13 protein-coding genes and 3 pseudogenes are annotated in these 14,608 nt (G+C 27.0%); 13 read left to right on the forward strand and 3 right to left on the reverse strand.

The features are described from left to right. Positions 1-407, reverse strand: a pseudogene (locus CLPUN_RS00240) (IS4 family transposase); the annotation flags it as partial. 333 nt (positions 408-740) lie between these two features. Between CLPUN_RS00240 and CLPUN_RS00245 the strand changes: the two are divergent. Further along, a pseudogene (locus CLPUN_RS00245) lies at positions 741-1,295 on the forward strand (ABC transporter substrate-binding protein); the annotation flags it as partial. A gap of 2 nt (positions 1,296-1,297) precedes the next feature. Here the strand turns inward: CLPUN_RS00245 and CLPUN_RS00250 are convergent. Further along, on the reverse strand, positions 1,298-2,914 hold the full coding sequence (locus CLPUN_RS00250; protein ID WP_077845388.1) for a recombinase family protein: 1,617 nt from the start codon (positions 2,912-2,914) through the stop codon (positions 1,298-1,300). Between the two features lie 613 nt (positions 2,915-3,527). Here CLPUN_RS00250 and CLPUN_RS27910 point away from each other — a divergent pair. The 5 genes from CLPUN_RS27910 (at position 3,528) to CLPUN_RS00265 (ending at position 7,504) form a co-directional block, all read left to right on the forward strand. Further along, positions 3,528-3,692 (forward strand): hypothetical protein, encoded by a 165-nt coding sequence (locus CLPUN_RS27910; RefSeq protein ID WP_198944260.1) that lies wholly within the window; start codon positions 3,528-3,530, stop codon positions 3,690-3,692. A gap of 582 nt (positions 3,693-4,274) precedes the next feature. Beyond that, the gene (locus CLPUN_RS00255) at positions 4,275-4,478 is read left to right on the forward strand and encodes a helix-turn-helix transcriptional regulator (protein ID WP_077845389.1); all 204 of its coding nucleotides are present in this window, start codon (positions 4,275-4,277) and stop codon (positions 4,476-4,478) included. A 44-nt stretch (positions 4,479-4,522) separates the two neighbouring features. Continuing rightward, positions 4,523-4,891: a hypothetical protein gene (locus tag CLPUN_RS00260; RefSeq protein ID WP_077845390.1), complete on the forward strand. Its 369-nt coding sequence runs from the start codon at positions 4,523-4,525 to the stop codon at positions 4,889-4,891. 1,127 nt (positions 4,892-6,018) lie between these two features. Then, positions 6,019-6,159, forward strand: a complete 141-nt coding sequence (locus CLPUN_RS27360) for a hypothetical protein (RefSeq protein WP_158078660.1) — start codon at positions 6,019-6,021, stop codon at positions 6,157-6,159. A gap of 379 nt (positions 6,160-6,538) precedes the next feature. Next, on the forward strand, positions 6,539-7,504 hold the full coding sequence (locus CLPUN_RS00265) for a phosphatase domain-containing protein (protein ID WP_077845391.1): 966 nt from the start codon (positions 6,539-6,541) through the stop codon (positions 7,502-7,504). Between the two features lie 354 nt (positions 7,505-7,858). Here the strand turns inward: CLPUN_RS00265 and CLPUN_RS00270 are convergent, their stop codons facing one another. Then, the gene (locus tag CLPUN_RS00270) at positions 7,859-8,368 is read right to left on the reverse strand and encodes a hypothetical protein (protein WP_077845392.1); all 510 of its coding nucleotides are present in this window, start codon (positions 8,366-8,368) and stop codon (positions 7,859-7,861) included. Between the two features lie 205 nt (positions 8,369-8,573). Between CLPUN_RS00270 and CLPUN_RS00275 the strand changes: the two are divergent. From CLPUN_RS00275 to CLPUN_RS00305, 7 genes and pseudogenes are all read left to right on the forward strand, one after another. Further along, positions 8,574-9,041: pseudogene (locus CLPUN_RS00275) on the forward strand (ABC transporter substrate-binding protein); the annotation flags it as partial. A gap of 39 nt (positions 9,042-9,080) precedes the next feature. Continuing rightward, complete coding sequence (locus CLPUN_RS00280; protein WP_077845394.1) at positions 9,081-9,848, forward strand: ABC transporter ATP-binding protein; 768 nt, start codon at positions 9,081-9,083, stop codon at positions 9,846-9,848. A gap of 151 nt (positions 9,849-9,999) precedes the next feature. Continuing rightward, the gene (locus CLPUN_RS00285; RefSeq protein WP_198944261.1) at positions 10,000-10,791 is read left to right on the forward strand and encodes an ABC transporter permease; all 792 of its coding nucleotides are present in this window, start codon (positions 10,000-10,002) and stop codon (positions 10,789-10,791) included. Between the two features lie 175 nt (positions 10,792-10,966). Further along, positions 10,967-11,326 (forward strand): CidA/LrgA family protein, encoded by a 360-nt coding sequence (locus tag CLPUN_RS00290; RefSeq protein WP_077845396.1) that lies wholly within the window; start codon positions 10,967-10,969, stop codon positions 11,324-11,326. Positions 11,327-11,347: 21 nt separating this feature from the next. After that, positions 11,348-12,061: an LrgB family protein gene (locus tag CLPUN_RS00295; protein WP_077845397.1), complete on the forward strand. Its 714-nt coding sequence runs from the start codon at positions 11,348-11,350 to the stop codon at positions 12,059-12,061. Between the two features lie 398 nt (positions 12,062-12,459). Next, positions 12,460-13,302: a YitT family protein gene (locus CLPUN_RS00300; protein ID WP_077845398.1), complete on the forward strand. Its 843-nt coding sequence runs from the start codon at positions 12,460-12,462 to the stop codon at positions 13,300-13,302. Between the two features lie 169 nt (positions 13,303-13,471). After that, positions 13,472-14,605: a hypothetical protein gene (locus tag CLPUN_RS00305; RefSeq protein WP_077845399.1), complete on the forward strand. Its 1,134-nt coding sequence runs from the start codon at positions 13,472-13,474 to the stop codon at positions 14,603-14,605. Positions 14,606-14,608 lie beyond the last annotated feature (3 nt).

The following is a 14,608-nucleotide window of genomic DNA, read 5'->3' on the forward strand; positions in this document are numbered from 1 at the left end:
ATTTTATACCATAAAGGGATTGCTCTTTTTCCAACCTTTAACGAAAATTGTAATATAAGAAATCTATCATCAAGAGTTGTATGGTCAAATATTATGATTATTTTTCTATCTCTGCTTCGCTTGACGTATTTTTTTATGACTTCTTCTATGAAAAATCTATATACATAATCAGAATTGATTGGTGAAGATGAAAAAAATCTATATATTCTTTTTATTTTGCTATCTTCACTTCCTTCAGAAAAATCATCTTTTAGCTTTTCTGAAATATCAGAAAGCTCAACTGATTTTGATAATATTATTCCTATGATTATATAAACTAAATTTTTCAATCTTTTGGATGTAATGGGTAGAATATCATATAGAACTTTTTCTAATTGTGTTGTAATATATTCTTGATTGTTTAGCATAGCCGTTTTCCCCCTTTTTATAAGGTTTGAGTGGTATTAGACTTATATAATAGGGCATGGCTATGTTTTTTTCTATACTTTTTTTCTGGTAATTTAATCCTTGGCTAACTTATCCTTTTCACTGTCCTTAAGTCAGGGTTTTATGTAGCAAGTTAAAAAATGTTCTTTGAAAATTGATTAATGTTTTAGAATTTTCCCTAACAGTTATTGCTTGCGTTTGCTTATAGAATTAAAAAAAGTAAAACAACCATTTGCAGCAATATATATATTAGAACAATCTTCTATAAAATATCATACAATACACCAAGAATACTATTAGGAGATGCTCTCTCTATGAGAAAAAAGCTCAAAGTGTTAACTGCATTATTACTTTCAGTTGCAACGGTCATATTTATAGTAGGTTGTGGTAGTAATAAAACAGCTAATGAAGGCAAAGTTACAGTACGTTTAAATGAGGTAACTCGTTCTGTTTTTTATGCACCAATGTATGTTGCAATGAGTCAAGGCTTTTTTGAGGAAAATGGAATTGTGATTGACTTGCAGACGGGTCAAGGTGCGGATAAGACTATGCAATCAGTTTTAAGTAAATCAGCAGATATTGGCTTTTGTGGGCCTGAGCAAACTATTTACATTAATAATCAGGGACGAGAAGATTATCCAGTGCTTTTTGCACAATTAACTCAAAAGGATGGCTCTTTTCTAGTTGGGCGAACTAAGGCTGATAAATTTAAATGGGAAAATATTAAAGGTAAAAATGTTATTGGTGGAAGACCAGGGGGCGTTCCAGCTATGGTACTAGAATATGCTATGAAGCAAAATAACATTAATCCAAAGACTGATGTTAAAATGGTTACTAATATAGATTTTGCAGCAACTGCTGGTGCATTCGCTCAATACATTAAAGAGTGACTTTTTTTAGCGCAAAAAAGCTTAATCTCAGTATTCTTTGTATTTGAATCATAGGATATTTTATCCACCAATGAATTTACAAGTAATCTTTTCATCTGATAATCTGCATTTTCAAATAGCTCTTTAAAATTTAACAACATAGCCGTATATGTATTAATTTTCTTAAGAGTTTCTTTTATACTGCTTTGATTATTTTCTATTTCAAATTTTTTAAACTGCAAAATTTTGATTTCATTATTTAATTCTTCAATTCTTATAGCTAACACATCGTATATATTAGGGTTAATACCAATTTTGTCAACTAAATTTTTAATTTGAAGCTGCTTTGTTGAGATTTCTGTAGATAAAGTTTTAATATCAACTTCATTAAAAGTTTTATTTACTAAGTTTTGTTTATATTTATTAATAGCATTAATTAAATCGCCATGATCACTAGTAACTTCAAAAATTCCTTTCATAACTTCCTTTTCTAATTTATCTAATCTTATATTTTTACAATCACAATCTCTGCCATAGGTATTTATTTTTGTAGAGCATACATAGTATTTAATAGTTTTACCAGTTTTCACAGAAGTATGACCTTGTTTAGATATCATTCGTCCACCACATTTAGAGCAGCGAAGAACAGAATTGAATAAACCACAATCACTGCCGGCAACGAGTCTTGGTGCAAGGTTTTTATTTTTATCTAATAGTCTTTGCACATTAAGCCATTCTGTATCATCAATAATTCCTTTATGTTGAGCTACAGATAAGACCCATTCGTTAATATTCTTAACAGTACCTTTAGAATTCTTCTTATTATATGAATTAATTCCATTTCCATTAGGTTCCCCGAGTACTACTGCTCCTTTAGTTGCAAAGTAACTAACTACTAGCTCAGAAGAGTTTACATAAGCAGGATTTCGAAGAACTATATTTAAGGACTTAATATCCCATCTAGCATTTCTTTTAGTTTTAATATTTTCTTGAAGTAAGTGTTTTTGTAATTGCCCTAAACTTCCAAGAGATAAGTATTGAGAATAAAAATATTTAACTAGGTCAATCTCTTCTGTAATTGGTGAAAGAACCATCATCTTTTTTTGTTTAGAATTATTATCTAAATAATAAATTGGTTCAGAACAAAAGCCAAAAGGGGGAGTACCACCAAGCCAACGACCTGTTTTAGCCAATTCATACATGTTATCTTTAATACGTTCAGCTATGGTTTCACGTTCTAATTGAGCAAACACACTGCTAATAAACATCATAGCAGTTCCCATAGGGCTAGAGGTGTCAAATTGCTCCCTTATAGATATGAAATCAATGCTTAGATCTTTTAATTTATCGATAAGAGTAGAAAAGTCAGAGACATTTCTGCTTATTCTATCTAATCTATAACAAATAATAGCATCAAACTTTTTTAATTTAGCATCCTTCATCATATATTTGAACATAGGGCGATTTGTATTACCACCTGAAAAGCCTTCATCTTCATATATTAAAAAATCAGTATAACCATTATTAGTACCATAACTTTTACATAGCTCTATTTGATTTTCTATACTTTCACCCTTACCAGTAAATTTTGATTTTCTTGAATAAATAGCAGCCTTCATAATAATCCTCCATATTGGTTTATATATTGATTGTAGTTTTATAAATAACTTAGGTTAATTTGATATAATTACATATATTTTCTAAAAAAAGCATAAAAAGTACTATATAACACAAGTATTATAGGGAACTTCTCTAGTTTTAAAAATATTTCTAATATTAATATATTTAAGTTCGTTTAAAGTTATGGATAAAACTTTATATTTTAATATTTTACTAGTTATGTCAGAACACTCACACATATCATAAGGTGTTGATATGCAATTATATAGTGCTTGCACAAAAGCTCTATTACTTATTAAAAAATTTGCAGTCTATGATTTTACTTTATTTTCGTTTTTATTTTTTGGGGAATAATTTTTAGAGTTAATTGTTGAAATTACAACATTATCAGAAGCAGTTCTAAATAAAGTTGTGACTTGAAAAAATGGAAAATCAATGATTAAAATTCCCAAAGAGAATCGAATTGATCAAAATGAAAGACCACAATGGGATTTAATTATGAAAGTACTTGATGATGTTGTTGAAGCTATTATGGCTTTAAAGATTGTAAAGTAACACATTAAAATGACAGATCATATTATGAAATAATTGAGATTTCATGGAGGCTTAGATATGAAAAGTGATGAATTGAAAGTAACAATAATAGGACTGGAAGATAAAAAAGGGTTTAGTGAATTAATAGCAGAATTACAAGTTGCTGCTGTTATGAAAATGTGTCCTCCAGAATTAAGAATGCAGGTTTTAGATAATGCTCTAAAAATACTAAAAGCTAATTAATAAATTACAAACATATTAAAAGAGGAAATCAAAAAAATGAAAAGTATGGGGAAGGAAGAATTAGAAGATTTATTATTTAAGCAAAGTATAAGAGAAAATATAGAGATTATTAAAAGTATCTTTGAAGCTATTCCATTAATTTATTTTATATAACTACAACAGATGTAACTAAAGAAGGTTTTAAAGATGATGATAAATTTAAGGATAAGTGAGAGCAGCTAACATCGCTCGGAAAATTTTTGCTATTATGGGATACGACTATAAAAAAAGGTCCGTCAAAAATATGTGGTTGGAATGCAGATCTCTAGGGGGTGGGTAATTTAATTTGAAATAATTTAGAATGTGTTAAAAGTACGTAGTAGCTAACGAAAATGTTCTTTGATAATTGAATAATGTGATATTTACAATATATTATTAAGTAGTTTTTTATGGTGAATTATTGCTAATAAAAGATTATTTATATATTCTTAATCAAGAGTCGAATATAGTTTACTTTTTTATGGAAAGTAAGATTGACATTTTTAAGGATGTGTTTTATTATTTAGATATGGAAAGCGTACTTTACATGAGAGGAGCAATAATGTGAAAAACCGTTTAGAAGAAATACGAAAACAACGTGGCATAAAGCAAGAAGATTTAGCAACTGCACTTGAAGTTTCAAGACAAACAATTGGATCACTTGAAAATGGTCGATACAATCCTTCAATCACATTGGCATTTAAGATTGCACGATATTTTAATATGAGCATTGAAGAAATATTTATTTATGAGGAGGAAGGAAAATGAACAAAAAAGTTATAAACATTATTCAGTTGATATTTGGAATGTAATTGTCAATATTTGGAGGAATATTTTTAAAAGGAGAAGTAGCTAAAAGTATAAGTGGCATTTGTATAGGAATTGGTGTGGGTCTATTTGGCATGAGTATCTCAAACTTATGGTTAATAAATTTTAATCAAAAGCATCCTGATGAATTAAAACAATCCCAAATTGAATTTTCTGATGAAAGAAATACTATGATACGAAACAAAGCAAAGGCTAAAGCAGCAGATATTATTCAATGGTTTATTATGGGGATTGCTTATATTACGATTATGATAAATGCTCCATTATGGGTTACTTTAACAATAGTGGGAGTATTTCTATTGAAATATGTATTTGAACTATACTTTATGAATAAATACCAAAAGGAACTATAAATCACAATACTTACAAATTATAAAATGCTAGAAATAAATAGCAAATTGTAAAATCGCATTATTAAAGAAAGTGAATTTGCGATTTTTTTTCTGCATAATTCTATTATTTAATGAAGGAGTAATGGAATATAGATTGTGAATACTGCAGAGGTAAAAATGGAAAAGATATTTGGATAATAAAAAGTCCAAGATGTAAAGAAATACAACCTAATAAAGATTAAATAGTAAATTTAGAGGATGATACACTAGGAATAATATTGTATACAAATGGTCTTGTACAAGGGAGGGATATAAAATTTTGTCCTATGTGTAGCAGAAAATTAAAATAGATAATTACAATACTAATATTATGTGAAATATTAGAAGTTGAAAAGGCCCCGTAACAGGGGCCAAAAGAGTAAATATTCAAATGAGCTCTCTTTTATAATTATGAAACCAATATTATTATGTGATTATTTATCTCAATTAATACATGATATCAATAACTATATTATTAATTATAGCGCAATAGATCTGCCATATGCAAGAATAACAGTACTATAAAAGGCTTAATTAGAAGTTATTTAAAATTAGGTAGGTGAGATGAATGAATACATTGAATAATATTCAAAATCTACTTATAAAGTTTCTTTAGCTAATGGAGGTTAGTATGAATTATTACCAAGAAAAAATTGAAATTGAGTTCATAATACCTGCTCGAATTTATATTGGAAAGCCAAAAGGGGATAATTGTCATTCCTCCAAAAATACACGAAGAATATTGATGAGTAGGAAAAAAATAAAAATCCTAAGTATTAAAAAAGATAGGAATTGACAATAACAAGTCAAAATGGGCAATATTAAAAAAAAGGTGATAATATAAAAATATAATCATTGAAGAGAATATGTATTATGCATAAAAATTTAGAATCAGCATTTAATAAAGTGGTAGAAATATTAAAAGAGGGTCAGCATTGCAAAGGTGGATAGCATTATGGATCTATAAAGTAGAGGTACTGAAGATATCTATTCTGATTATGTTCCTGTTTTTCTAGTAGCAGATAAGGGTTTCAAACAATTTTTAAAGATGTTGGCCAAATTCTTTCAAATGCTTCATGAACTCTTAATTTTCTGGTGTGAAAGTTTTAATGATGAGCATTTTAAAAGATGCAGCAAAAAGTATTATGTATTTGTTTAGGCTAGATTTAGAAGGGGGATGTAAAATAAAAGGCATTAATTATCCTAGTACAATAGTTGAGCACGTTATTTCAATTTTAATAAAAGAATAGACGCTGAGGATTGAAAATAGAATTTAATTTCTATGCTTTAAGAATAAAATAAAAAAAGTACGAATTATTTAAAAATACTGTATTGTTAAATAAAAGGAAAAATAAAAAAAGAATTTCAAATGAAATTGATACGACTGAAAGTCAAATTAATCGAATTTTAAATAATGCAGTTAAAGAGTGCAAATAGGCATTCTTTATTTTATGTTCAGCCCCGAGTACGGATTAAATACATATAAAAATAGGTCAAATGACTATATTTTTTTATTTTATAAAATTATAGTTTTATTTAATTATTTTTAATTTTATGGTAAAATTAGCAATAAGTTCAATGTTGGGAATCAGATTCAATTAAATAATAAAAAAGAAGAGGGAATGAATAATGAACAAAAAATTAAAACATTTATTAAACACGATAGTTATTATAGGCGTAATAGGAGTAATGTTTAATAATACAATTGTTCTTGCATCTACTAAGACACAACAAGTTTCACAAAATAGGACTAATGTAAAATTAGTAATAGATAAAGATAATCAAAAGGTATTGCCTAAAAATTTTAGAATGTCAAGTGATCCAATTAGTAAACAATTAGCTGGTGATGTTAATTTTAACGGATTAGCAGACTTGAATGAATCAGGTAGTGGTGCTCTTAGTGAAAATAGTATTAAAATGATAAAAGAAAAATTTAAAGTTAATAAAAAAATCAAAAATATCATAGATGTAGACTTAAGGCAAGAAACGCATGGGTTTGTTGAAGGAATGTCTATAAGTTGGTTTGGTGAAAGAGATCAAGCTAATATAAATAAAAAAAGAGCAGATATTATAAAAGATGAAAAAGATAAATTAGAAAAGATAAAAAAAGATAAATATGTTGCTTTTGATAAACTTAAAGAAGGGAAATCTGTTAATACAATTCCTGAAATTGTAAATCCTAAAAAAGTTCAAACAGAGAAAGAATTAGTAGAAGCTCAGCGAATAGATTACTTAAGGCTTACTGTAACAGATCACTTAAAACCTAAAGATGATCAAATAGATTTGTTTTTAGAAGAGACACGAAAAATATCGACTAAGGATACTTGGGTTCATTTTCACTGCAGAGGTGGTGTAGGAAGAACTACTACTTTTATGGCTATGTATGATATGATGCATAATGCAAAACAAGTAACTTTTGAAGATATAATGAAGCGTCAAGTATTGATAGGAGGATCTGATATATTAAAGAAAGATGCTGAAGGTAACAAAATCGGAGATGAAAATAGAGCTGATTTTTTAAAACAATTCTATCAATATTGTAGGCAAAATAATGACAATTTTAAAACATCTTGGAGTGACTGGTGCCATAAATAAAAATTTGTTAAAACGGCATAAAAATTAAAACTATATAATTAATTAAGCTACTAATATCTTAGAATAGTGGCTTTTGTTCTTTTACTGTAACCAAAGTTGATGAACCTAAACTTCCTATAGAACAAACTAATTCAACTGATGCTAATTTATTCATAGAATTAGTAGATGGACAAATAAAGAGTTATAGTTTGTATAGTGATGAAATTAATAAATTTAAGCAAAGGTATATAGATAGAGATAGCACTAAATCAAACAAACCATATCAAAAATACCGTTCCTTATTATTAATCAAAAAAACATTATACAATAAAATTAGAGATTTTACAAAAATTAATATTTAATGTATTAAAATGTTTAAATTACTTTTATTTTAAAAAGATAATCAAAATTATGATTTTCATCCCATAACACATTTAAAATATAATAATAATTTCCTGTTTCTTCTGGACATGTAAAACTATAAGGATTATCAACTAATAACGGATAAATTTCTTTTTTGTTGCAAGAGATATCAAAAGTATATAATGATACGTTTGATATCAATTTTTCATAATCTATATCAAACTTTAATTTTTCTCTAGAATTAGCCTCTATAAAGGGACAATTATGAGAGAATTCCTTATTTATATCAACAATATAACCATTACCTAATATATTTCCGGAGGGAGGACTAATAGACATCCAATTTCCATCACCCAATATTGCTCTATATTCGATGTTATTTTTAGTTTCAATAATATTCATTACTGGCAAATTTTCTTGAAAATCGTTTGCTTTAATGTTTGCTTTATAAATAATACTAAATGAAATAAGTAAAAATAAAATTATGATACTTACCGATTTGATACTATTTCTGTTCTTCAATTACAATAACCTCCTTTTTAAATATAATATTAAAAATGTACTTGATTATATCATAAATTATAGTTTAAACCCATAAATATTTAATTTTCTAAATCTACCTAAATTTTTAGCAATTGTATTAGCAGGTAATTTGCTAAATTCATCTCTTAAATCAATCCTAAAAATATAATTAATAATTATCAAATATCGTTTTTTCATGTATCGTGCATTTAAAGGTGGCACAGGCGATTATGTTGCACTTTTTGAGCCAACAGCATCAGTTATTGCAAAAGAGGGAACAGGGATAATTATTGCATCAGTTGGTGAAGCTTTAGGTCTCATTCCCTATACTTGTTATTTCACAACAAAATCATATATGGATAAAAATCCAAAAGTTATTGAAAACTTTACAAAGGCAATTTATAAAGGACAAGTATGGTTCTTTAACCATAGTACAGAGGAAGTTGCTAATAGCATAATACAATACTTCCCAGGTACTGATAAAGAGATAATCATGGCAGTTATTAATAATTATAAAAGCATTGATGCTATAGCTCATACACCAGAGATTAAGGAAGAAAATTTAAGCAGACTTATGAATATAATTTCAGATTATGATTCAAGTTTAATGATGCAAAGACCGGAATTTAGTAAGATAGTAGATAATTCATATGCACAAAAAGTAGTTAAGTAAATATGCATAAAGTTAAAGATAAAGAGGTGGTGGGTAAATTTGAGCTTGCTTAAAATATCAAATATATATCTGAATTATCACTCTATTAAAGGAGAAACAAAAGCTTTAAATAATATTAACTTTGAAGTTAATGAAGGTGATTTTATTTCTATTTTGGGGCCATCAGGATGTGGTAAATCTACTTTGCTTAATATAATGAGTGGTTTATTAAAACCATCAAATGGACAAGTACTATACAAAGGAGAAAATATAAAAAATAATTTAGATAAAATAGGGTATATGTTCCAGAAGGATAACCTTTTTGAATGGAATACTGTTTGGGAAAATGTTGTCCTTGGATTAAAAATAAAAAAACAACTAAATGCTGAATCACAAGAAAGTATACATGAATTATTAGACACTTATGGATTGCTAAGGTTTAAGAATCATTACCCAAGTCAACTTTCAGGAGGTATGCGGCAAAGAGTTGCTCTTATAAGAACTTTAGCTTTAAAACCAGAAATACTTTTTCTAGATGAGCCTTTTTCAGCTCTAGATTATCAATCAAGACTTGTAGTTTGTGATGATGTTTATAAGATAATAAAAACAGAAAAGAAAACAGCTATTATGGTAACTCACGACATTGCAGAAGCTATTTCTATATCTCAAAAAGTAATAGTATTAACAAGAAGACCATCTAATGTAAAAGTAGAAATCCCTATAGATTTTGAAAATAATGATTTAACTCCATTTGAAAAGAGAAAAAATCCACAGTTTAGTGATTATTTTAATAGACTATGGAAGGAGTTGGATCAAGCAAATGAGTGATGAACAGGAGATACATTTATCTAAAAGACAAAGAAAAGAGGAGAAAGATAAAAATAATTACTATTTAAATAAAAATTTAAAAGCGAATAATAAATATGAAAGTTCAAAAAACAAAAATAAAATTATTAATGGCTCGAAGAATGGAGAGAAAATTAGTAAAGAACATGAAGTATATTTAAAAAAGGTAATTTCAACTAAAAGAAGAATTGTGGTTACTCGAGTTCTTATACTTGCTGTGTTTATTGCATTATGGCAAATAGCTGCAAGTTTTAAATGGATTGATCCATTTCTAACTTCAAGTCCAAGTCGAGTAATTAAGTCATTTATATCTTTATATGAGGATGGAAACTTATTTAAGCATATAGGTATTACTTGTTATGAAACTATTTTAGGCTTTTCATTAGGAACAATTTTAGGAGCATTAATAGCAATAATTTTATGGTCATTCCCGTTTTTATCAAAAATATTAGATCCATATTTAGTTGTATTAAATGCACTTCCTAAAGTTGCACTAGCGCCTATTATAATATTTTGGATTGGAAATGGAATGTCTGCTATAATTGTTATTGCACTTTTAATTTCAGTTGTAACAACAGTTATAAGTGTATTAACTGGCTTTAATGAAATCGATACTGAAAAAATTATGCTAATGAATACATTTAGAGCTTCTAAAGTGCAAATATTAAGATATTTAATATTCCCATATTCTATACCGATTTTTATCTCAGCTTTAAAAATAAATGTTGGTTTATCTTGGGTAGGGGTAATTATGGGTGAATTTTTAGTGGCAAAGAATGGGTTAGGTTTTTTAATAGTGTATGGAGGACAAGTTGCTCAGTTAGATATGGTAATGATGAGTATAGTTATTCTCTCAGCAATTGCATTTATTATGTATGAAATAGTTGCTTTTGTAGAAAAAAAGCTTATAAAAGATAAAAATTAAAAATAATGCAGTTAGAAAGGTTATCTTTAAAAAGGTAACCTTTACTTAAGGTGAAAAGCAGTTTTACTTATCCTTTTAATAGTGGTAAATTAAAATATAAAAGACATCTAAAAATAATAGTCGAATTAAAGACTATTTGAATTTTTTCTGTCTAAGTAATTGGAGGATGGTAAAATTGAAATTATTTAGAGAAGCATTAATTATACTCGGAATTTATTTAGTTGGAGAGTTATTGTCAAGCTCCATTCATTTACCGATACCCGGCAATATTTTAGGTATGGTAATACTATTTATTTTATTATGCACTAAGATAGTTAAGGTTGATAATATATCCAATGTAACAAATTTTTTATTGGATCATTTGGCATTCTTTTTTATTCCAGCAGGAGTAGGACTTATGGCTTCACTCGGAATAATAAAATCAACCTGGTGGCAGTTATTGATAGTTTGTATATTAACGACAACAATAATAATAGGAATTACAGGAATTATTGTGCAGGCTATTTCAAAGAAAACGAAAGAAAAAAATCTTTAAGAAGAAATGAAGGTGAAATATTTGGAATTATTAACCAATAATGTTTTGTTTGGATTAGTGCTTTCACTAGCTGCTTTTGAAGCAGGTATATTTATTAATAGAAATACAAGAATACCAATTTTAAATCCATTGCTTATTGCAATAGCACTTATAATATGTTTTTTATTTGCATTTCATATTGATTTTAATACATATAATAAAGGTGGTCAATTTATAAACATGTTTCTTGGACCATCAACGGTAGTACTTGCAGTACCTTTATATAAACAGCTTGATTTACTTAAAAAGAATGCAAAAGCCATTTTAACTGGAATATTTGTAGGAAGTGTTATAGGGATATTTTCTATAATAGGAATATCACATTTAGTAGGATTAGATTCTGGTATAATAAAATCATTAGTACCGAAATCAGTGACAACACCTATAGGAATATCAATAAGCAGCCAGCTAGGTGGTTTAGTTCCAATAACAGTATTAGCTATTATAGTCACAGGCATAATAGGAGCTGTATTTGGACCAACTATATGTAAATTGTTTAGAATTGAAGACAAGGTGGCTATTGGAGTATCAATAGGTACGGCTGCACATGCAGTTGGAACTAGTAAGGCATTAGAGCTAGGTGAAATTGAAGGGGCTATGAGCAGTCTTTCAATAGGGATTGCAGGAATTATGACAGTAATAATTGCACCTGCTGCATATAATTTTGCAGCATTTATATATCATATGATAAAATAGTTAATTCGATTAAAACTCAGGTGGGTTTTGAATAAAGAACGTATATAGGTTTGAATTAATTTGTTACAACAAAACCATATACAGTAAGTATATCTAATCTTATTTATTAGGACGGACATATTAAGAAAATTAATTTACAAACAGGTTAGTAGTACCAGATTAATTTAATAGCAAAATTAAAGTTTTAGTACATATATATCATTATAATAAACCAAGCAAATCATTTCCTCTATAATAATATGGTAAAAGTAATTCCTGTAGAAATTCTACGGGAACTATTTTTGTGCATTATATTTAAAATATGAATTGCAGTATTTGATTAGATATGATAGTGTATAAATTGTTTGTTTTAGTAGAAATATATATTAATGTATTTAGAAATACTAAGGAGGATAATTGTGAAAAAATTAAAAGAATATGGAATTATAACAATAGGTGTAATATTAGTCCTTATATCATTTGAATTCTTCTTCTTTCCAAATAAAATAGCATCAGGAGGTGTATCTGGTTTAGCACTTGTAATCAACAATATTATTGGCGTTGATACAGGTATAGTAATGATAATCGCTAATGTTATATTATTTGTATTAGCATTTGTGCTTATTGGAGGAAATTTTGGTATTAAAAGCATGTATGCAGCCTTTGGCCTATCTTTTGCATTATCGATTATAGAAAAAAACTATACACCAGTAGCTGTTACAAGCAATTTAATGCTTGCTTCAATATTTGGAAGTGTACTTTTGGCTTTAGGAACAGCGATTATGCTTACTCAAGATGCTACAACTGGAGGTACAAGTATAACTGCAAAAATATTAAGTAAATATGCACATATAGATTTTGGTAAGGGACTCTTAATATCTGATTCTATTGTAATAATGCTTGCAATGTATACCTTTGGAACAGAATTAGCGTTATTTGGACTATTGAGTATTTATTTAACAGGAAATTTAATCGATAAATTTATAGATGGATTAAATTTATCAAAACAAGTTATGGTATTTACAGAGCAAGAACAACTTGTTTCAAATTACATAATTAAGGATATAGATAGAGGATGTACAGTTTTTTATGGAAAGGGTGGATACACTGGAAAAGATAACTGTGTGATTTTAACTATATTAACTAGAAGTCAATTTATAAAATTGAAGAAATTCATTAAGGATAATGATCAAAATGCCTTTATAACAGTTAATGAAACAAGTGAAGTTCTAGGAAAAGGTTTTAAAAGCTTAAATGAATAAAAATTAAAATAATACTATATAGAAGAAAATTATCTTAAAGCCCCATAAATAAAGGAGTTTAGCAATATTTACTTGTTGATTGTAAGAATACTTGCAAATTATAATTTATGTAGAATAATTATAAATGTAAAACAATAAATTTGATAATAGATATGGGAGATGCAGAGATATGGATTGTGATGATGAACTACTTATAACTTACGGGATAGGATATGTTTTTGAAAAAAGTAAATTATTAATTATTTCAGAAATTGAAGAAAAAACAGTATTAAAATATGAAATGAATATTATGGAAGAAATAAGTAGCATTAATAAATTAAATGAAATATTTAATATTAAGTGTGCTTTAAAGTTTCCAAAGAATTATGTTTCAAATATAGAAGAAGCCTTAGAAGAAAAGTTATTAAAAACTATTCCTATGATAACATCAATAAAAACTAAAAATATGGATAAGCAAGTTCATCTTATGGAGGAATATGCAAAAAAAGATTTAAGTCAATTGAGATTAAGAAAAGAAGGGTATGTAAAAAAAGATTCAAACTTAATAAAACAATATTTAGACAATTGTAATCAAAATTTAGAAATGGAAATAAAAGAGAGAAAATATTCAAAATATAATAAAATAATTTTAAAAATAATTTTAACTACTAGATTTGGAAATGAATTAGGTCATTTTTTAACCAAACAAGGACAAGTTGTTGATATAGGAAATGATAAGAAACTTATAGAAGAGCAATTAAAAAATAATTTTTTGATAAAAAAGAAATATAGTGAACTTGATTTTTTAAATTTAATATTATTTCTTGAAGAATGGCAAAAGAAATATTTTAGCTGGGATCAAAAGTATACAAGCCTAATGTTCTCTATTGATAAAAAAGGCAATAAATATAAAGGTTCAAAATCAGAGTTAAAAGATTTTGTAGTTTCCTTTATAAAAGAAAAGAGATATTTATATTTTCCTTTTGGCAGATATAATGAAGAAAATATATTTATGACATTAGATAATGATATGTATATAAAAACGAATAATAACGAAGAAGATGTAAAATTACATAATAAGCATAACCGAACAATTTTAGAAAAAAAAGAAAAGAATTTATATAAAATTATTTTAAGGAATTATGAAGAAATTGATTTAGAATACGGCAAGGAAATAGGTTATTTGCTTCTATATAATAAGGGTGAAGTTTATATTTCGCTAGTTACTTATGATAAAAAAAATGAAAAAATAGAAAGTGTAAATCAATACGAAAATTTTAATGAGAAAATGATTGAAATACTAGAAAAACATTTTATAATATAAATA

It is taken from the genome of Clostridium puniceum (assembly GCF_002006345.1).
GTDB classification, from domain to species: domain Bacteria; phylum Bacillota; class Clostridia; order Clostridiales; family Clostridiaceae; genus Clostridium; species Clostridium puniceum.